Origin of the sequence: Achromobacter sp. ACM04 (genome assembly GCF_014851465.1) — a bacterium.
Lineage (GTDB): Bacteria > Pseudomonadota > Gammaproteobacteria > Burkholderiales > Burkholderiaceae_B > Achromobacter > Achromobacter aegrifaciens.
Genome location: NZ_JACUZS010000002.1, coordinates 774350 through 793787 on the forward strand (window position 1 = coordinate 774350; position 19438 = coordinate 793787).

Sequence of the window (19438 nt, forward strand, 5' to 3'; positions counted from 1 at the left end):
TCCCCTTCCCAAAAAGAGAGCACGTGTATCACCAGCGTCGACCGCCGAATTCTGTCTTGCGACCGACTTGCAACCATAGACTACCAATTGAATTGATATGAAGCCCGCGCGGCGGCAGCATGCGCCAAGGACAGGACCCTACAAATGCTCGTCGGAACTTATAACCCTTCGCTCGTCCTCGTATCTCTAGGAGTCGCCATCCTGGCGTCGTACACGGCGTTGGGCATGGCCAACCGCGTCAGGGCCTCGCACGGGTTGCCCAGCGCGCGCTACTGGTTGGCGGGCGGCGCGTTCGCGATGGGCGTGGGCATCTGGTCCATGCACTTCGTGGGCATGCTGGCCTTCAGCCTGCCCATTGCCATGGGTTACGACCTGCCCCTGACCGTCCTGTCGCTGGTCATTGCCATCGGCTGCTCCGCCTTCGCGCTATGGACTGTAAGCAAGGATGAGCTGCCGCGGCGACGGCTGATGATCGGCGCCCTGCTCATGGGAGCCGGCATCGCGGCGATGCACTACCTCGGCATGGCCGCCATGCTCATGGAACCCGGCATCGTCTACGACGCCAAATGGTTCGCGCTGTCCATCGTGATTGCCGTGGCCGCCTCCGGCGCGGCGCTGTGGATCACCTACCGGCTGCGCCACGGCGGCCCCCGCGTGGTCTGGTCGCGGCCGCTGGCGGCAGTGATCATGGGCATCGCCATCGTCGGCATGCACTACACCGGCATGGCCGCCGCCGGATTCCCCGCGGGTAGTATCTGCATGGCGGCCAATAGCGGCATTTCGGCCGGCTGGCTGGCCATCGCCGTGACCGCGGTGACCCTGAGCGTGCTGGCCATCGCCCTGCTGGTCGCGGTGCTGGACAACCGGCTGGAGGCGCGCACCTCGGCCCTGGCTTCTTCGTTGGCCGAGGCCAACGAAGAACTGGTGCAACTGGCGTTGCACGACACGCTGACCAAGCTGCCCAACCGCATCCTGCTGGAAGACCGGCTGGAGCAGGCGATCGAAAGCGCCAGCCGCCGCAAGGGCTACTTCGCGGTCCTGTTCTTCGACCTGGACGGCTTCAAGGCGGTCAATGACGCCTACGGACACCACACCGGCGACGCTTTGCTGATCGACCTGGCGCAGCGCATCCGCCAGGCCCTGCGCACGCAGGACACCGTGGCGCGCCTGGGCGGCGACGAGTTCATCGTGCTGAGCGAAGTGATCGAACCCACCGACGCAGCCAACGTCGCTGACCGCCTCATCGACGCCATCGCACGACCCGTCACTGTCTACGGGCATGAGGTGATGGTGACCTCGAGCGTGGGCATCGCCATCTATCCCAACGACGGCCAGGACACCCACGCCCTGCTGACCAACGCCGATGCGGCGATGTACCACGCCAAGCGCCTGGGCGGCACTGGCTACAGCTTCTTCGAACCGTCCATGAATGCGGACGCGCACGAGCAGATCGAACTGCTGCACGACCTGCGCCTGGCGCAGGAGCGCAACCAGCTCGTCCTGCACTACCAACCCAAGTACGAAGCGCCCGCCGGCCCCATCATCGGCGCCGAGGCGCTGCTGCGCTGGAACCACCCGACCCGCGGCCTGGTGGGCCCGGACCAGTTCATCCCCACGGCGGAAAAGACCGGCCTGATCCTGTCCATCGGCGAATGGGTGATCAACGAGGCCTGCCGCCAGATGCGGGAATGGATCAACGCCGGCCAGGGCCACTGGACCGTCGCCGTCAATATCTCGGCCCTGCAGTTCGCCCACGCCAGCCTGGTGGAAACGGTACGCTCGGCCCTGGACCGCCATGGCGTGCCGCCGGCCTGCCTGACCCTGGAAGTGACCGAGTCCACCGCCATGCGCGACGCCGAGGCCAGCCTGGCGGTGCTCAAGCGCCTGTCGAACCTGGGCGTGACGATTTCGATCGACGACTTCGGCACCGGCTATTCCAGCCTGCTCTATCTGAAGCGGCTCCCGGCCACCGAGCTGAAGATCGACCGCGGCTTCGTCAACCAGTTGGAGAACGACAACGAGGACGCCGCCATCGTCTCGGCCATCGTCGCGCTGGCGCAGCAACTCAACCTGCGCATCGTCGCCGAGGGCGTGGAAACGCCGGCGCAACAGAAGTTCCTGACGGGCCTGGGCTGCGATTCGCTGCAGGGCTTCCTGCTGGGCAAACCCATGCCCGCCACCGAATTCCTGGAACACGCGGTCGACTGAGCGGCCCGCGCGGCGCAAGCCGCCGCGCAAATTTGCTACGCTTGCCGTAGCCAACCGGCCGAACCCCTACCGTCCCGACCCCGCATGCCCGCCAGCCTTACCCTCATCGTCGCCTACTCCACCAATCGCGCCATCGGACGCGACAATGCCCTGCCCTGGAAACTGCCGGGCGATCTGGCGCATTTCAAGCGCAGCACCCTGGGCTACCCCATCATCATGGGCCGCAAGACCTGGGACTCGCTGGGTCGGCCGTTGCCCGGCCGCAGCAACATCGTGATCAGCCGCAACCCCGATTTCAGCGCTGCGGGCGCCATCGTGGTGCCGTCGCTCGAAGCAGCGATCCAGGCCTGCGGCGACATCGATGCGGCCTATGTGATCGGCGGCGCGCAGATCTACGCGCAAGCCCTGCCGCTGGCCCAGCGCGTGCTGGCCACTGAAGTCCGCGCCGAGGTTGAAGGCGACGCCTTCTTCCCCCTGCTGCCCGCCTTCCAATGGAAGGAAACGGCGCGCGAAGCGCAGCCGGCCGAAAACGGCTACGAATACGATTTCGTGACTTACGAGCGCCAGTGACTCAGGCCGCCGCCCCGGCATTTCGCATGAAGCGCCAGAGCGCTGGCGCCTCCGAGTAAGCGACGTTGAAACGCACCCAGGGCGTATCGGCCTCGTCCGCCTCGAAATAGGAACCGGGCGCCAGCCAGATCCCGTCCTTCAGCGCCAGTTCCGCGAGTCCGTTGGCGCCGCGTTCGCGCCACTGCCCGGCCACCTTGGCCCACAGGAAGAGGCCGCCTTGCGGCCTCCCATATATCTCGAAGCCATGCTGCGCCATCAGCTCGCCCACGCCGGCATGGGCCTCTGCCAGCCGTTCGCGGGTGCGGGCGATGTGGGCACGGTAGCGGCCTTCGCGGATGACCTGGTGGACGATGCGCTCCATGATCTCCGGCGAGGTCAGGCCCACCGCCATCTTGGTGCGCGCGATGTCGCGCGCCAGATCGCGATGCGCCACCACGTAGCCCACCCGCACCGATGGACTGATAACCTTGGAGTAGCCGCCCAGGTAAACCACGCGCCGCGCCCCATCCAGGGCGGCCAGCATGGGCGTTACGCCGGGCGCAAGTTCGCGCGAGATATCGTCTTCCACCACCCACAGGCCATGCCGCTCGGCCGCCTGCAGGATGCGGAAGGCATTGGCCATGCTGATGCTGGCGCCCGACGGGTTCTGCAAGGCGGTGTTGACGACCAGCGCTCTCGGCCGGTGGCGAGCCACCACCGCTTCCAGCGCCTCGCAGTCCAGCCCGTCCGGCGTGCGGGGCACGGACACCGCCCGCAAGCCAGCCAGACGCAGCATCTGCAGCAGGTTGGCGTAGGCGGGCTGTTCCACCACCACCGTGTCGCCCGGCCGCAGCAGGGTGCGTATCACCATGTCCAGCCCGTGCGTCACGCCCTGGGTCAGCACGACCTGCGAGGCCTCGACCTCCATGCCCTGCGCGCTCAGGCTGGCCGCGATGGTCTCGCGCAGCGGCGCGTAGCCGTAGGGATGGCCGTAGTTCGCGATACGCATGGCCGGCACCCGCCCCATATGGCGCAGGGCCATGTGCAGCCCCTCTTCGTTCAACCATTCGCCCGGCAGCCAGCCGCAGCCCGATTTGATGGGGATGGAATGGTCCGCGAAGATATCCGACAGCAGCCAGCCGGCGTTCAGGCGCGGCGGCTCCCAGGATGGCGGCTGGGCGGGGCGCGCCGGCGCGTCCGGCGTCGCGACCCGATAGCCCGCGCCCGGCCGCGCCGCCAGCCAGCCCAGCGATACCAGCCGGCTGTAGGCGCTGGCCACCGTGAAGGTGCTGACGTCATACAGGCGAGCAAACTCCCGCACCGAGGGTAGGGACATACCCGGACGCAGTGTCTGTTCTTCGATGGCGCGCAGGATGGCGGCGACCAGCTGCTCGACCAGGGTCGGCGCCTGGCCGCGAGCGCGGTTGGGCTGGAAATCGATCACGGAGATAACTGTACAGTTGTGTCGTTCATAACTATACAGTTAGCCGCATTTGCGCGGATCGTATATTTTCATTCCTATCCGGACGCACCAGAATCGTTTCAATCCCGCTGGCTGCACAACCGTCGCCCAAGTCCAGCGCTTGTCCGTCCCCTGGAGCCGCCATGAACGCCCCCGACAAACTGCCCGACCTGTCCCACCTCTGGATGCCCTTCACTGCCAACAAGCAGTTCAAGGCACACCCGCGCATGCTGGCGACCGCCAAGGGCATGTATTACACCTCGACCGACGGCCGCCAGATCCTGGACGGCACGGCCGGCCTATGGTGCGTCAACGCCGGCCACGGCCGCGAGGAAATCGTCGCCGCGATCTCCAAGCAGGCAGGCGTGATGGACTACGCGCCGGGCTTCCAGCTGGGCCACCCGCTGGCCTTCGAGGCCGCGACCGCCGTCGCCAGCATGATGCCGCAGGGCCTGGACCGGGTTTTCTTCACGAACTCGGGCTCCGAATCCGTCGACACCTGCCTGAAGATCGCCCTGGCCTATCACCGCGCCCGCGGCGAAGGCCAGCGCACCCGCCTGATCGGCCGCGAGCGCGGCTACCACGGCGTAGGCTTCGGCGGCATCTCGGTCGGCGGCATCTCGACCAACCGCAAGACCTTCTCCGGCGCGCTGCTGCCCGCCGTGGATCATCTGCCGCACACCCACAACATCGAGCAGAACGCCTATTCCAAGGGCCAGCCGGCCTGGGGCGCGCACCTTGCCGACGAACTGGAGCGCATCGTCGCCCTGCACGACCCGTCCACCATCGCCGCGGTCATCGTCGAACCCATGGCGGGTTCGACCGGCGTGCTGATCCCGCCCAAGGGCTATCTGGAAAAGTTGCGCGAGATCACCTCCAAGCACGGCATCCTGCTGATATTCGACGAAGTCATCACCGCGTACGGCCGCCTGGGCGCCGCCACGGCCTCCGAGTTCTTCGGCGTCACGCCGGACATCATCGCCATGGCCAAGGGCGTGAGCAACGCCGCCGTGCCGGCTGGCGCGGTCGCGGTCAAGCGCGAAGTGCATGACGCCATCGTCAACGGCCCGGCCGGCGGCATCGAGTTCTTCCACGGCTACACCTATTCGGCGCACCCGCTGGCCGCCGCCGCCATCCTGGCCACGCTGGACATCTACCGCCGCGAAGACCTGTTCGGCCGCGCCCGCAAGCTGTCCGGCGCCTTCCAGGAAGCCGCCCACAGCCTGAAGGGCGCGCCGCACGTCATCGACGTGCGCAACCTGGGTCTGGTCTGCGGCATTGAGCTCGCGCCGCGCGCGGGCGCTCCCGGCGCGCGCGCCGCCGAAGTCTTCCAGAAGTGCTTCGACAGCGGCCTGATGGTGCGGTACACCGGCGACATCATCGCGATCTCGCCCCCGCTCATCATCGAAGAGGCGCAGATCGGCCAGATCTTCGAACAGATCGGCCGCATCCTGAAAGAAGTCGCCTGATCGTCCGCCGCCCCGCGAGGGGCGGTTTTTCGCCTGGGCGGCCGACGGCCGCCCTGTGGCATTTTTCAAAGCCCCAGATTCGAGCGTTCCCATGAAGAAGATCCCGCATTTCATCAATGGCCAGCACTACGACGGCCGCAGCAACCGCTACGCCGACGGCTTCAACCCCGCCACCGGCGAAGTCACCGCGTCCATTCCGCTGGCGTCGAATGACGAAGTCGCGCTGGCCGTGGCCGCTGCCAAGGCCGCGTTTCCGGCCTGGTCCGAAACGCCCGCGCTCAAGCGCGCACGCATCCTGTTCAATTTCAAGGCGCTGCTGGACAAGCATCAGGACGAACTGGCAGAACTGATCACCCGCGAACATGGCAAGGTCTTCTCCGACGCCAAGGGCGAGGTCACGCGCGGCATCGAAATCGTCGAATTCGCCTGCGGCATTCCGCAGTTGATGAAGGGCCAATACTCCGACCAGATCGGCGGCGGCATCGACAACTGGAGCATGCGCCAGGCCCTGGGCGTAGTGGCCGGCATCACGCCGTTCAACTTCCCCATGATGGTGCCGTGCTGGATGTTCCCGGTGGCCATCGCCTGCGGCAACACTTTCGTGCTCAAGCCTTCCGAGCGCGACCCGTCGGCGTCCGTGCGCCTGGCCGAACTGCTGGCCGAAGCCGGCCTGCCCGAAGGCGTGTTCAACGTCGTGCACGGCGACAAGCAGGCGGTGGACGCGCTGATCGCGCATCCCGACGTCGAGGCCCTGTCCTTCGTCGGCTCGACGCCGATTGCCGAATACATCTACGCCGAAGGCACCCGCCGCGGCAAGCGCGTGCAGGCGCTGGGCGGCGCGAAGAACCACATGGTGGTCATGCCCGATGCCGACCTGGACCAGGTCACCGACGCGCTGATGGGCGCGGCCTATGGCTCGGCCGGCGAACGCTGCATGGCCATCTCGGTGGCGGTGGCGGTGGGCGACGTGGCCGACAAGGTGGTCGAACGCCTGACGCCGCGCGTCAAGGCGCTGGTGGTCAAGGACGGCATGCAAGGCGATGCAGAGATGGGCCCGCTCGTCACCTCGCAGCATCGCGGCAAGGTCGTGGGCTATATCGAAGACGGCATCGCCGCCGGCGCCACGCTGGTGGTCGACGGCCGCGGTTTGAAGGTACCTGGCAACGAAAAGGGCTTCTTCCTCGGCGGCACGCTGTTCGACAACGTCAAGCCTGCCATGAACATCTACCGCGAAGAAATCTTCGGGCCTGTGCTGTGCGTGGTGCGCGTGCCGGACTTCGCCTCGGCAGTCGAACTGATCAACGCCCATGAATTCGGCAATGGCGTGGCCTGCTTCACGTCCGACGGCGGCGTGGCGCGCGCCTTCGCGCGCCAGATCAAGGTCGGCATGGTCGGCATCAACGTGCCGATCCCGGTACCCATGGCCTGGCATTCGTTCGGCGGCTGGAAGCGCTCGCTGTTCGGCGACCATCACGCCTACGGCGAAGAAGGCATCCGCTTCTATTCGCGCTACAAGAGCGTGATGCAGCGCTGGCCCGACAGCATCGCCAAGGGCGCCGAGTTCACCATGCCTGTAGCGAAGTGAGCCCACCCCCGAAGCGCTGCGCGCTTCCCCCTCAGGCGGGCCCCCCTCAAGGGGGCGTCGCTGCGGACCGGCAAAGCCGGATCCGCGCGACCCCGCTTGGGACGATCTTGCCAGTTAGTTGCGTTGTGCCCGTTTGCAGCGGGAACTGAAACGGGCGCGGCGTAGCCGCGCCTTCCTCATATCAAAAACGACAAGGGGAATCCTGATGCGCATCGGGATAGGCGGCTTTCAGCATGAGACCAATACGTTCGCGCCTTCGCGCGCGGCGTGGGAAGATTTTGCCGAGAAAGGCGGGGGCTGGCCCAAGCTGGTCAGCGGGCCCGCCATGTTCCAGGCGGTGGCGGGCGCCAACATACCGGTGGCGGGCTTCATCGAAGCCATGGGACGGCACACCTTGGTACCTGCTACCTGGGCGGCGGCCAGCCCCTCGGGTCCGGTCACCAAGGATGCGTTCGAACGCATCAGCGCGATGATCCTGCAGGGGCTGTCGCAGGCGCTGCCGCTGGATGGCGTCTATCTGGACCTGCACGGCGCCATGGTCACGGAACACCTGGACGACGGCGAAGGCGAACTGCTCAAGCGCGTGCGCGAGCTGGTGGGTCCGGACGTGCCTGTCGTGGCCAGCCTGGACCTGCATGCCAACGTCACCCGCGCCATGGTGCGCCACGCGGACGCGCTGGTCTGCTATCGCACCTATCCTCACATCGACATGGCCGAAACCGGGCAGCGCGCAGCCGAACTGCTGGCCGCGCGGCTGGCGGGCGCGCCGCGTCCCTGCGTGGCCCTGCGTGCGCTGCCCTACCTGATTTCGCTGTGCTGGCAGTCCACCGACATCGAACCCTCGCGCAGCCTGTACCAGATGGTGGGCGACATCGAAGCGCGCGGCGCCCTCAGCCTGTCGTTCGCCACGGGTTTTCCCGCAGCCGACTTCCCCGAGTGCGCGCCCACCGTTTGGGCCTATGGCGCCACCCAAGCCGACGCCGACGCCGCTGCCGACGAAATGGCGCGCGCCGTGCTCAACGCCGAACGCGACTTCGGCGGCAGGCTCTACACGCCCGACGAAGCCGTGCAGGAAGCCATGCGCCTGGCGCGCGACGCGCACAAACCCGTGGTCATCGCCGACGCGCAGGACAACCCGGGCGCGGGCGGCAGCTCGGACACCACCGGCGTCTTGCGCGCCCTGATCCGGCACGATGCGCGCGACACCGCCATCGGCCTCATCGTCGACCCCGCGGCCGCGCTGGCGGCCCATCGCGCGGGCGCTGGAAACAAGGTACGTATTGCATTGGGTGGACACTCGGGTATTCCCGACGATGAACCGCTGGACACCGAGTTCATCGTCGAGAAAACTTCAGATGGACGCTTCGATACGCACGGCGCCTTCTATCGCGGCTTCCATATGGACCTGGGCCCCAGCGCCTGCCTCCGCGTAGGCGGCGTACGCATCATCGTCGCCTCCAACAAAGTGCAGATGGCCGACCAGGAGATGTTCCGCTTCGCCGGCGTGGAACCGCAACGCGCAGCGATCCTGGTGGTCAAGAGCTCCGCCCACTTCCGCGCGGATTTCACCGGCATCGCAGAAAAGATCCTGGTATGCGCGGCCCCGGGTTCCATGCTGATGGATGCGGCAAAACAACCATGGACACGGTTGCGTCCCGGCATCAGAATGGCGCCTTGCGGACCTGTCTTTTCGGGCGGGCCCGCTACCGCCTGAAGCTCGCACGCCGCCACCGCGCGGCGGACCAACGACGCAGCGGCGCGATGGCGCCGCTCACCACGCATCAAGGGGAACATTCATGCTGAAGTACGTCCGAGCGGCCGCGCTGGCCGGCGCCACCATGATGATGGCTCACGGCGCCTACGCCGAGACCGTCATCAAGTCGGTGATGCACTCGCCTCTGCGCCTGACCGACCCGCATGCCACCACCGCGTACATCACGACGTGGCACGGCTACATGATTTACGACACCCTGCTGGCCACCGACGCCGACAACAAGATCCAGCCGCAGATGCTGGAAAAGTGGGAAGTCTCCCCCGACGGCAAGACCTACACCATGACCTTGCGCGACGGCCAGAAATGGCATGACGGCAAGCCGGTGACGTCCGAGGATTGCGTCGCTTCGATCAAGCGCTGGGCCGCCGGCGACGGCATGGGCCGCACGCTGCTGAAGTTCACCGACAAGATCGAAGTCATCGACGACAAGAATTTCCGCATCGTCATGAAGGAACCCACGGACCTGGCGCTGCGCGCCCTGTCCAAGCCCACCGGCACCGCGCCGTTCATGATGCCCAAGCGCATCGCCGAACAGGCCATCGGCCAGCCCATCACCGACATGACCGGCTCGGGTCCGTTCAAGGTCATCGAATTCAAGCCGGGCGTGAAAACCGTCTACGCCAAGAACGCCGACTACGTGCCGCGCAAGGAACCCGCAAGCGGCCTGGCCGGCGGCAAGGTCGTCAACGTCGACAAGGTCGAATGGGACGTCATGCCGGATGCGCTGACCACCGCCAACGCGCTGCTGGGCGGCGAGATCGACTTCGTCGAACAGTTCCCCTACGACCTGCTGCCGATGATCGAAGGCAACAAGGATCTGAAGGAAGAGTCGCTCAGCCCGGTCGGCTACTTCACGATGTACCGCTTCAACTTCAAGTACCCGCCCTTCAACAACAAGAAGGTGCGCCAGGCCGCGATGTACGCCATCGGCCAGGAAGACGTGATGAAGGCGCTGGTCGGCAATCCGAAGTACTGGAAGACCTGCGCCTCGCTGTGGGGTTGCGGCACGCCGCTGGAAAGCGACATCGGCAAGGACATGGTGGTGCCGTCCAACATCGAGAAGGCCAAGGCGCTGCTGAAGGAAGCGGGCTACGACAACACGCCCATCCTGGTCATGCACGCGACCGACGTCGGTACGCTGTCGGCGCAGCCGGTGGTGATGGCGCAGGCGCTGCGCAAGGCCGGCTTCAACGTCAACCTGGCCGCGATGGACTGGCAAAGCGTCGCAACGCGCCGCGCCTCGAAGGCTGCGCCCGCGGAAGGCGGCTGGAACATCCACAACACCAACTGGTACGCCACCGACGTGATGGACCCGGTCCGTTCCGCCCCGGCCGCGGCCAACGGCGACAACGCCTGGTTCGGCTGGCCCGACTTCCCCCAGATCGAAGAGCTGCGCACCAAGATGGCGCTGACCTCCGACCCCGCGGAACAGAAGAAGATCGCCGAGGAAGTGCAGCGCATCGGCATCGATGAAGGCCTGTACGTGCCGCTGGGCCAGATGTCCGTGCCCACCGTCTACTCGACCAAGCTCTCGGGCCTGGTGCACGCGCCGGTGTTCGCGTTCTGGAACGTCAAGAAAGCCCCTTGATGGGCAAGTAGTTCAGGGGGAAATACATGCTGGCATTTGTCTCACGCCGGCTCCTCGCGACCATCCCCGTTCTGGTGATGGTCGCGGTGGTGGTCTTCGCGATATTGCGTTTCAGCCCGGGAGATCCGGCCATCATCATGGCGGGCGACGGCGCCACGCCCGAGCGCATCGTCCAGATACGCCAGACGATGGGCCTGGACCAGCCGGTCATCAAGCAGTTCTTCATCTGGGGCGGCAAGCTCCTGCAAGGCGACCTGGGCACTTCGCTCATGTCGGGCGTGCCGGTCACCAAGCTGATCGGCCAGCGCCTGGAACCGTCGCTCAGCCTGGCGGTGCTGACCCTGGTGTTCACCCTGCTCGTCGCCATTCCGCTGGGCGTGCTGGCTGCATGGCGCCAAGGCAAGCTGCTGGACCGCGCCGTGATGGGCTTCTCGGTGCTGGGATTCTCGGTGCCGGTCTTCGTCACGGGCTACCTGCTGATCTGGCTCTTCGCCATCAAGCTGGGCTGGTTCAACGTGCAGGGCTACGCGCCGCTGGCCAAGGGCTTCTGGCCGTACCTGCACCGCCTCATCCTGCCGTCGCTGGCCCTGTCCACGGTCTACGTGGCGCTGATCGCGCGCATCACGCGCACCAGCGTCATCGAGGTCATGGGCGAGGACTTCATCCGCACGGCGCGCTCCAAGGGCCTGGGCGAAACCGGCGTGCTGCTGGGCCACGCCCTGCGCAACGCCGCCGTGCCCATCGCCACGGTGGTGGGCCTGGGCATCGCGCTGCTGATCAGCGGCGTGGTCGTGACCGAATCGGTGTTCAACATCCCCGGCCTGGGCCGGCTGGTGGTGGAAGCCGTGCTCGCGCGCGATTACCCCGTCATCCAGGGCCTGACGCTCTTCTTCGCGTTCGTCTACGTGTTCATCAATCTTGTTGTCGATTGCGCCTACACGGTGTTCGACCCTCGGATCAGGTACTAACACCATGCAAACGCCAATCGATGCCGCCGCGCAAGCGGCCGCAGATCTCCCCGGCGGCGGCACACCCCAAGCCACCGCCTGGCGCCAGATCCGCCTGGGCCTCAAAAGCTGGCCCGTGATGCTGGCGCTGATCGTGCTGGTGGCCGTCGTCGCCATCGCGCTGTTCGCGCCGCTGCTGGGTACCGTCGACCCCACCTCGATCAACCCCGGCGCGCGCCTGAAGCCGCCCTTCTCCGATTACCTGCTGGGCACCGACGCCTTCGGCCGCGACGTCTGGTCGCGCGTGGCCTACGGCGCGCGCGTCTCGCTGATCGCGGGCCTGGGCGCGGCGCTGGTCAGCGTCGCCATCGGCCTGGTCATCGGCGTGATCGCGGGCTGGTTCCGTTCACTGGACGGGCTGATCATGCGCACCATGGACGCCATCATGGCCATCCCCGGCATCCTGCTGGCGATCGCCCTGGTATCGGTCACTGGCGCCAGCATCACCACCGTTCTGGTCGCCATCACCATCCCCGAAATTCCACGCGTGGTGCGGCTGGTGCGCGGCCAGATCCTGACCGTGCGCGGCGAACCCTATGTCGAAGCCGCACTGGCCCTGGGCACGCCGCTGCCGCTGCTGCTGTGGCGCCACATGGTGCCCAGCACCATCGCGCCGCTGACGGTACAGGGCACCTATGTGTTCGCGTCCGCCATGCTCACCGAAGCCATCCTGAGCTTCCTGGGCGCGGGCATCCCGCCCGAGATCGCCTCCTGGGGCAACATCATGTCCGAAGGACGCATGTACTTCCGCATGCTGCCCGGCCTGATCCTGTTCCCCGGCCTGTTCCTGTCGCTGACCGTGCTCAGCGTGAACATCCTGGGCGACGCCTTGCGCGACGCGCTGGACCCGAAAATGGTGCGCAGGATCTGATGCCGATGACCTATTCCCCCACTCCTCCCGCGGGCGATACTTCGACCGCCATCCTGGCCATCCGCAACCTCTCGGTGGAAGTCGCCGGCGCCGGCAACCGCGTCGTGCGCAACCTGAGCCTGGACGTGCATGCCGGCGAAACCGTGTGCGTGGTCGGCGAATCCGGCTCCGGCAAATCCGTCACCTCGCTGGCCGTCATGGGCCTGCTGCCTCCCGGCGTGCTGGGCGTCAGCGCGGGTTCGATCCGCGTGGAAGGCGAAGACGTGGTCACGGCCACGCAGCGCCGCCTGCGCGAGATGCGCGCCACGCGCATGGCCATGGTGTTCCAGGAACCCATGACCGCGCTGAACCCCGTGCACACCGTGGGCAAGCAGGTCGACGAAGTGCTGCGCCTGCACCGCAAGCAGATGTCGGCCGCGGAACGCCGCGCCAAGGTGCTGGACATGTTCCGATCGGTGCACCTGCCAGACGTCGAACGCATCTTCGAAGCCTATCCGCACCAGTTGTCGGGCGGCCAGCGCCAGCGCATCGTGATCGCCATGGCGCTGATCCTGGAGCCCAAGCTGCTGATCGCGGACGAGCCGACCACGGCGCTGGACGTCACCACGCAGAAGCAGATTCTGGCGCTCATCAAGGAACTGCAGGTCAAGCACCAGACCGCGGTGCTGTTCATCACCCACGACTTCGGCGTGGTGGCCGAGATCTCCGACCGCATCGTGGTGATGAACCGCGGCGACCTGATCGAAAGCGGCACGCGCAACGAGATCCTGGCCGAGCCCAAGCAGTCCTATACCCGTCGCCTGGTGTCGTCCGTACCCAGCCTGGTGCCCTCGCGCCGCGAGGCGCCGGCCGGCATGCCGGTGCTGCACGTCAAGGGTCTGGGCCGCACCTACGGCACCAAGAGTTCGCTGTTCTCGCGCCAGGCCGCGCGCAACGTGATCGCGGCCGCCGACGTCAACCTGACGCTGCGCAAGGGCGAGATCCTGGGCATCGTGGGCGAGTCCGGTTCAGGCAAGTCGACCGTGGCGCGCTGCATCGTGCGCCTGATCGAACCCACCGCCGGCCACATGATGATGGGCGGCGAAGACCTCAGCACCCTGTCCGGCTCGGCGCTGCGTCCTGTGCGCCGCCGCATCCAGATCGTGTTCCAGGATCCGTACCGTTCGCTGAATCCGCGCCGCACCGTCGGTGAGTCCATCATCGAGGGCCTCTTGAACTTCGGCGTGGCCCGCGAGCAGGCATTGAAGCGCGCCGGCGAAACGCTGAGCGTGGTGGGCCTGAGTCCGGACGCAATGAACCGCTACCCGCACCAGTTCTCCGGCGGCCAGCGCCAGCGCATCTGCATCGCGCGCGCCCTGGTCATGGACCCCGAGGTCCTGGTGGCCGACGAAGCCGTGTCCGCATTGGACGTGTCGGTGCAGGCGCAGGTGCTGGAACTGCTGGAACAGGTGCGCCAGCGCACCGGCGTGGGCGTGCTGTTCATCACCCACGACCTGCGCGTGGCGGCACAGATCTGCGACACCATCATGGTCATGCAGCGAGGCAAGGTCGTCGAAACCGGCTCCGCCGAAACCGTGCTGACCGAACCGCGCCACGAATACACGCGGGCCCTGATCGACGCCGCCCCCGGACGCGACTGGGACTTCCGCAACTTCCGGCCTGTCGCCGCCGGCCTGGGCCACGCGGCCGCGCCCTGAAACTCGCAGCCTGTACACACACTGGAACCGAAATGCCGCAACCGCATGAACTGTCCGCCGTGGAGCTGCTCCAGGCCTACCGCGACAAGACGCTCTCGCCCGTCGAAGTCACCCGCTCGGTGCTGGAGCATATCGCCCGCTGGGAACCCCAGCTGAAGGCCACCTACGCGCTGGATGCGGATGGCGCGCTGGCGCAGGCCCGCGCCTCCGAGGCTCGCTGGATGAAGGGCGAACCGCTGGCGACCGGCGGGCACACGCTGGACGGCGTGCCCGCCACCATCAAGGAAAACATCGCCACGCGCGGCGTGCCGGTGCCGCTGGGCACGGCAGCAACGGAATTGAAGCCTGCCGCCGCCGATGCACCGCCGGCCGCCCGCATGCGCGAGGCGGGCGCCGTGCTGCTGGGCAAGACCACCATGCCCGACTTCGGCATGCTGTCCTCGGGACTGTCCAGCTTCCATGAACTGACCCGCAATCCCTGGGACCTTTCCAAGAACCCCGGAGGCTCCAGCGCCGGCGCGGGCGCCGCGGCTGCCGCAGGCTACGGCCCGCTGCATATCGGCACCGACATCGGCGGTTCCGTGCGTCTGCCAGCGGCCTGGTGCGGCATTGCCACGCTCAAGCCCAGCCTGGGCCGCATTCCCATCGACCCGCCGTTCATGGGCCGCTGCGCCGGCCCCATGACGCGCACCGTCGCCGACTCGGCGCTCATGATGGGCGTGCTGTCGCAGCCCGACGCGCGCGACCACATGAGCCTGCCCTACCAGGACTTCGACTGGCTGGACCTGGAACTCGACCTGCGCGGCCTGCGCATCGGCTTGCTGATGGATGCGGGCTGCGGCCTGCCCCTGGACCCGGAAATCCGCGCCGCGGTCGAGGCCGCTGCCCGCGCCTTCGAGGCCGCCGGCGCCATCGTGACGCCGATGCAGCCCTGGATGACGCCCGACATGCTGGAGGGCGTGGACCGCTTCTGGCGCACGCGCTCGGCCATCGATCTGTCGGCCTTGCCGCAGGCCCGCCGCGACAAGATCCTGCCCTTCATCCGCACCTGGGCGGAAAGCGGCGGCGGCCAGTCCGGCGAAGCCGTATTCCGCAGCTACTACGAGACCATGAACGTGCGCGCCAAGACGGTCGCGGCCTGCGCGCCCTACGACTACGTGCTCTCGCCCGTGGCCCCGGTGGTCGCCTACAACGCCGAATGGCCGTCGCCCACCAACGAGGTCGCGACCACCATGCACCACATCGGATTCACGCTCCCGTACAACATGAGCGAACAGCCGGCGGCGTCCGTCAATTGCGGCTACACCAAGGCCGGCCTGCCCATCGGCCTGCAGATCGCCGGCGCGCGCTTTGACGACCTGGGCGTGCTGCGCATGGCGCGCGCCTGGGAAGCCATGCGACCCGAACAACACCCCTGGCCGCAGCCGCCCCGGGCGGCCTGACCGATCCTCAACAGCAAACCCACAGGAATTCCCATGCGTTGGCTTTTGGCAATGATCAAGCACGAGACGAATACGTTTTCGCCCGTGCCTACCCCGCTTGAGCGCTTCTTTCGCGGCAACCCCGAGGTCCTGGCCGGCGACCGCGCCATCAAGGCCTACGAGAACACCGACAGCGGGCTGGGCGGCTATATCGAAGTGGCGCGCCGCGAAGGCGCCGAGATGGTCGTGCCCGTGGCGGCCGAATCCTGGCCCAGCGGCCCCGCCAGCGCCGAAACCCATGAACGGCTATGCAAGCTGGTCCTGGACGAGGTCCAGCGCGGCGGCTACGACGCCATCCTGCTCGACCTGCACGGCGCCATGGTCGCCGAAGGCGTGGAGGACGCCGAGGGCGACCTGCTGCGCCGCCTGCGCGAGATCGATCCGCACACGCCCGTGGCGGTGACGCTGGACATGCACGCCAATATCTACGACGACATCGTCAAGCATGCCACGGTCATCACCGGCTTCCATACCTATCCGCACGTGGACATCCGCGCGGCCGGCCTGCGCGCCGCGAACGTGATCGCGCGCACCCTGAAGGGCGAGATCAAGCCTGTCATGTCCTGGGCCAACAAGCCCATGCTGCCGCACATCATGTGCCAAGGCACCCACGCGGCGCCCAACAGGCCGCTGCAGGAACGCTGCAAGGAACTGGAAGCCGGCGGCGTCCTGGCCGCCTCCGTCTTCGTGGGATTCCCCCACGCCGACATCCGCGAAGCCGGCCTGAGCGCCGTGGTCTGTACCGACGGCAACCTGGCCCAGGCGCAGCGCCACCGCGACGAACTGCTGGACCAGGCCTGGAACGGCCGCGCCGACTGGGTATTCCACCCGGAGCCGCTGGCGCCTACCATAGCCCGCGCCAAGGCCATCGAACAAGGCCCGGTCGTGCTGCTGGACCATTACGACAATACCGGTTCCGGCGGCACCATGGACACCACCGCCGTGCTGGCCGAGGTGCTGCGCCAGGAACTGGAGAACGTGGTCTTCTATGCCATTTGCGACCCGCAGGCCGCACTCGACGCGGCCGCGGCAGGCGTGGGCCAGACGATCACGATCCAGCTCGGCGGCAAGCTCGCCATGCCCGCCATCAAGGAGCCCAGCGAGCCGCTGGAGGTTACCGGCCGCGTCAAGCTGGTGTTCGACGGCGTCTACCTGAACCGCGGCCCCATGTACCGCGGCGTGCGCAACGACACCGGCCTGACAGTCGTGATCGACACAGGCCGCGTGGAAATCGTGGTGGTGTCCCGTCACCAGGAGCCGTTCGACATCAACTGCCTGCTGTCGGCCGGCATCGATCCGCTGCAAAAACGCTATGTCGTGCTCAAGAGCCGCGTGCATTGGCGCGCGGGCTTTTCCGACATGGCAACGCAGGTCATCGAATGCACCGGCGTGGGGGTGACCACCTCGGACTACGGCCAGCTTGATTTCAAGCACGTGCGCCGCCCCATCTATCCCCTCGATCCGATGTAAACCGGACCGCCGTCGCTGTACCCCGGAAAGCCGGCGCAACTGCGCCGGCTTTCATTTTGAAATCTTCTGTAACGGCGAGCGCCCTCAGATGACCATCGGCCTCGGTATACTCGCCGCGGGCCTTACAGGCCGATGAATACGCGTATTCCGATGGCGGGCGTCAGTAACGGCGTCCGGCGGCCAGAAGCAGCCGCCGTTCACCGGATATGACTCGATAATCAACGATACAAGCAGAACGATGAAAAAGAGCGTAGCGATCACCCTGGGCGTGGTCATAGTGGGAGCGGGAAGCTGGGTCGGGGCCACGTGGTACACCGGCAAGCGCATCGAGGAAAGCTCGCAGCGCCACCTGGCGGAAGCCAATGAAAAGCTGGCCAAGATCACGCCCCTGTTCGGTCTGCGCATCGATCAGCTGAAGTACGAGCGTGGCCTGTTCTCGACGCAGGCGCGCTACGGCGTGTCGCTGGTCAAGGGCGACAAGGTCGCCGAAGACATGCCCAAGGGCATGATCGAGTTCGATGCGTCCATCGAACACGGCCCCTTCCCCAAGAGCGCCCTGGCGCGCGGCGCCATCGCGCCCAAGCTGGCGTTCACGCACGCCGAGCTCGCCAAGACCGACAACATCAAGGAACTGTTCGAGCTGACCAAGGGCGTCGCGCCCCTGAGCGCCGACACGGTCATCAGTTTCGGCGGCTTCGCCACCTCCACCGCCAATATTGCCCCCGTGCAGATCACGCACGAAGGCAACGCCGTCAATTTCAGCGGCATGGCGATCAACGGCACCTTCGACCGCGCGCTGCAGGCCGTCACGGCGCACGCCCTGGTCGAAACGCTGTCGGTGGACGGCGAAAAGTCGGATGATCCCGTCAAGATGCTGATGTCCGGCCTGACCATGGACGTAGACAGCCGCATGGGCAAGTTCGGCCTCTCCATCGGAGATTCCAGCGTCAAGCTCAAGCGCCTCGACGTGACCCGCGCCGGCGACGACATCAAGGTCTCGGTGGACAATCTGGGCTACGGCGTCAAGCTGGCCGAAGACGACAAGAACGTCAACGTCGAAGCCACCTACCAGACCGGCACCATCACGCTCAACGACGTGGCGCTGGGCAACGGCCAGGCCGTGATCAAGCTCGCCAAGCTGGACGGCGCCGCCATCAAGCAGCTGTCGGACACCTACAACCAGATCGTGCGCCAGTACATGCTGGGCGCCAGCGACGAAGGCCTGAAGGACGAGCAGTTCGACGCCGTGCTGGAAAACGCCGGCAAGCTGCTCAACGGCAACCCCACGTTCAGCATCGACCCGATCAGCTGGAAGACCGACAAGGGCGAAAGCAAGCTGACCTTCGCGCTGGACCTGACCAATCCGCCCAACGTCAAGGACCTGACGCCGCAGGAGATCATGGTCAAGGCCATCAAGCAGATCGATGCGACGCTGGTCATCTCCAAGCCCATGGTGCGCGAACTGATCGTCCAGTACGCCGTCAAGAAGCAAGGCTTGACCGCGGAAAAGGCGGCCGAGGAAGCCGACGACCAGATGCGCTCGATGTCCGGCATGGCTGAAATGCTCAACGTCGGCAAGAACGACGGCGACAACATCATCGGCAAGTTCCACTACGCCGATGGCATGGGCGACCTGAACGGCCAGAAGATCCCCGCCGACGAACTGTTCTCGGGCCTGCTGGGCGCGACCGGAATGGACGACGACATGGATGACATGGACGGCATGGAAGAGGAAGGCGAACCGGCCGAAGGCGCGGAACTTGCCGCGCCCTCCGACACCGCGTCCGTGGCCGGCTACATGCAGGACTTCGACCTGGACACCGTGACGACCATGCTGGACGACATGGTCTACAACCCCCGCAAGCAAGACGGCGACGAAGGTCCCGTCCTGATCCTGGATCCCCGCGACACCGGCGCCAGCGAGCTGCGCGTCGACTTCCTGTGCAACGACTTCACCGAGAAGTGCCATGACCTCGTCGTGACCGCGACCTACAGCAGCAAGAAGCCGGTCTCGCTCAAGGCCATCAACGCCTGGAACCAGGAATACCGCTGGACCCGCGCCTACCTGGACGACAAGAACCGGGCCGTGCTGCAGATGGACATGAACTCGGAAGGCGGCATCGGCAAGGAAAACCTGCAGATCATGCTCAACACATTCTTCAGCATCGCGGAAGACTTCTCGGTGGCCAGCAAGGCCGCGCCGGCGAAGTAAACCTCGGCTGACGCAAGACAAAAAAATCCCCCATCTTTCGGATGGGGGATTTTTTTTGCCTTGGG

Annotated in this window: 13 protein-coding genes; 12 read left to right on the top strand and 1 reads right to left on the bottom strand. The window is 66.5% G+C overall.

From position 1 onward, the window contains the following. Positions 1-144: 144 nt before the first annotated feature. Together IB259_RS14435 and IB259_RS14440 are read left to right on the top strand one after the other, a co-directional pair. A complete protein-coding gene (locus IB259_RS14435; RefSeq protein ID WP_054451979.1) occupies positions 145-2208 on the top strand; it encodes a bifunctional diguanylate cyclase/phosphodiesterase in 2064 nt (687 codons plus the stop codon). 84 nt (positions 2209-2292) lie between these two features. After that, the gene (locus IB259_RS14440) at positions 2293-2778 is read left to right on the top strand and encodes a dihydrofolate reductase (RefSeq protein WP_175161333.1); all 486 of its coding nucleotides are present in this window, start codon (positions 2293-2295) and stop codon (positions 2776-2778) included. A 1-nt stretch (position 2779) separates the two neighbouring features. On the opposite strand, the gene IB259_RS14445 is transcribed toward IB259_RS14440, so the two are convergent. Continuing rightward, positions 2780-4201 carry a PLP-dependent aminotransferase family protein gene (locus IB259_RS14445; protein ID WP_054451981.1) on the bottom strand — a complete coding sequence of 474 codons (1422 nt, stop codon included), beginning with the start codon at positions 4199-4201 and terminating at the stop codon, positions 2780-2782. A gap of 161 nt (positions 4202-4362) precedes the next feature. Here IB259_RS14445 and IB259_RS14450 point away from each other — a divergent pair, with 161 nt between their 5' ends. The 10 genes from IB259_RS14450 (at position 4363) to IB259_RS14495 (ending at position 19373) form a co-directional block, all read left to right on the top strand. Continuing rightward, on the top strand, positions 4363-5688 hold the full coding sequence (locus tag IB259_RS14450; protein ID WP_054451982.1) for an aspartate aminotransferase family protein: 1326 nt from the start codon (positions 4363-4365) through the stop codon (positions 5686-5688). A 91-nt stretch (positions 5689-5779) separates the two neighbouring features. Continuing rightward, complete coding sequence (locus IB259_RS14455; RefSeq protein ID WP_054451983.1) at positions 5780-7273, top strand: CoA-acylating methylmalonate-semialdehyde dehydrogenase; 1494 nt, start codon at positions 5780-5782, stop codon at positions 7271-7273. Between the two features lie 205 nt (positions 7274-7478). Then, a complete protein-coding gene (locus IB259_RS14460; RefSeq protein WP_192329364.1) occupies positions 7479-8987 on the top strand; it encodes a M81 family metallopeptidase in 1509 nt (502 codons plus the stop codon). Between the two features lie 82 nt (positions 8988-9069). Further along, entirely contained in the window at positions 9070-10635 is a 1566-nt protein-coding gene (locus IB259_RS14465; RefSeq protein ID WP_054451985.1) for an ABC transporter substrate-binding protein, read from the top strand. A 26-nt stretch (positions 10636-10661) separates the two neighbouring features. Further along, positions 10662-11603, top strand: coding sequence for an ABC transporter permease (locus IB259_RS14470; protein ID WP_054451986.1), 942 nt, complete (start codon positions 10662-10664; stop codon positions 11601-11603). A gap of 4 nt (positions 11604-11607) precedes the next feature. Continuing rightward, on the top strand, positions 11608-12513 hold the full coding sequence (locus IB259_RS14475) for an ABC transporter permease (protein WP_192329366.1): 906 nt from the start codon (positions 11608-11610) through the stop codon (positions 12511-12513). A 5-nt stretch (positions 12514-12518) separates the two neighbouring features. Continuing rightward, positions 12519-14210 (top strand): ABC transporter ATP-binding protein, encoded by a 1692-nt coding sequence (locus IB259_RS14480; RefSeq protein ID WP_054451988.1) that lies wholly within the window; start codon positions 12519-12521, stop codon positions 14208-14210. A 32-nt stretch (positions 14211-14242) separates the two neighbouring features. Beyond that, complete coding sequence (locus tag IB259_RS14485; RefSeq protein ID WP_054451989.1) at positions 14243-15652, top strand: amidase; 1410 nt, start codon at positions 14243-14245, stop codon at positions 15650-15652. Positions 15653-15685: 33 nt separating this feature from the next. Then, positions 15686-17161 (top strand): M81 family metallopeptidase, encoded by a 1476-nt coding sequence (locus IB259_RS14490; protein ID WP_175161328.1) that lies wholly within the window; start codon positions 15686-15688, stop codon positions 17159-17161. 238 nt (positions 17162-17399) lie between these two features. After that, complete coding sequence (locus IB259_RS14495) at positions 17400-19373, top strand: DUF945 family protein (protein WP_175180589.1); 1974 nt, start codon at positions 17400-17402, stop codon at positions 19371-19373. Positions 19374-19438: the final 65 nt, after the last annotated feature.

Excerpts from the sequence above, each read along its gene's own strand:
- IB259_RS14455 (WP_054451983.1), top strand. The coding sequence starts at position 5,780 with ATGAAGAAGATCCCGCATTTCATCAATGGCCAGCACTACGACGGCCGC.
- IB259_RS14490 (WP_175161328.1), top strand. The coding sequence starts at position 15,686 with ATGCGTTGGCTTTTGGCAATGATCAAGCACGAGACGAATACGTTTTCG.
- IB259_RS14440 (WP_175161333.1), top strand. The coding sequence starts at position 2,293 with ATGCCCGCCAGCCTTACCCTCATCGTCGCCTACTCCACCAATCGCGCC.
- IB259_RS14465 (WP_054451985.1), top strand. The coding sequence starts at position 9,070 with ATGCTGAAGTACGTCCGAGCGGCCGCGCTGGCCGGCGCCACCATGATG.
- IB259_RS14435 (WP_054451979.1), top strand. The coding sequence starts at position 145 with ATGCTCGTCGGAACTTATAACCCTTCGCTCGTCCTCGTATCTCTAGGA.
- IB259_RS14485 (WP_054451989.1), top strand. The coding sequence starts at position 14,243 with ATGCCGCAACCGCATGAACTGTCCGCCGTGGAGCTGCTCCAGGCCTAC.
- IB259_RS14475 (WP_192329366.1), top strand. The coding sequence starts at position 11,608 with ATGCAAACGCCAATCGATGCCGCCGCGCAAGCGGCCGCAGATCTCCCC.
- IB259_RS14495 (WP_175180589.1), top strand. The coding sequence starts at position 17,400 with ATGAAAAAGAGCGTAGCGATCACCCTGGGCGTGGTCATAGTGGGAGCG.
- IB259_RS14460 (WP_192329364.1), top strand. The coding sequence starts at position 7,479 with ATGCGCATCGGGATAGGCGGCTTTCAGCATGAGACCAATACGTTCGCG.
- IB259_RS14450 (WP_054451982.1), top strand. The coding sequence starts at position 4,363 with ATGAACGCCCCCGACAAACTGCCCGACCTGTCCCACCTCTGGATGCCC.
- IB259_RS14480 (WP_054451988.1), top strand. The coding sequence starts at position 12,519 with ATGACCTATTCCCCCACTCCTCCCGCGGGCGATACTTCGACCGCCATC.
- IB259_RS14470 (WP_054451986.1), top strand. The coding sequence starts at position 10,662 with ATGCTGGCATTTGTCTCACGCCGGCTCCTCGCGACCATCCCCGTTCTG.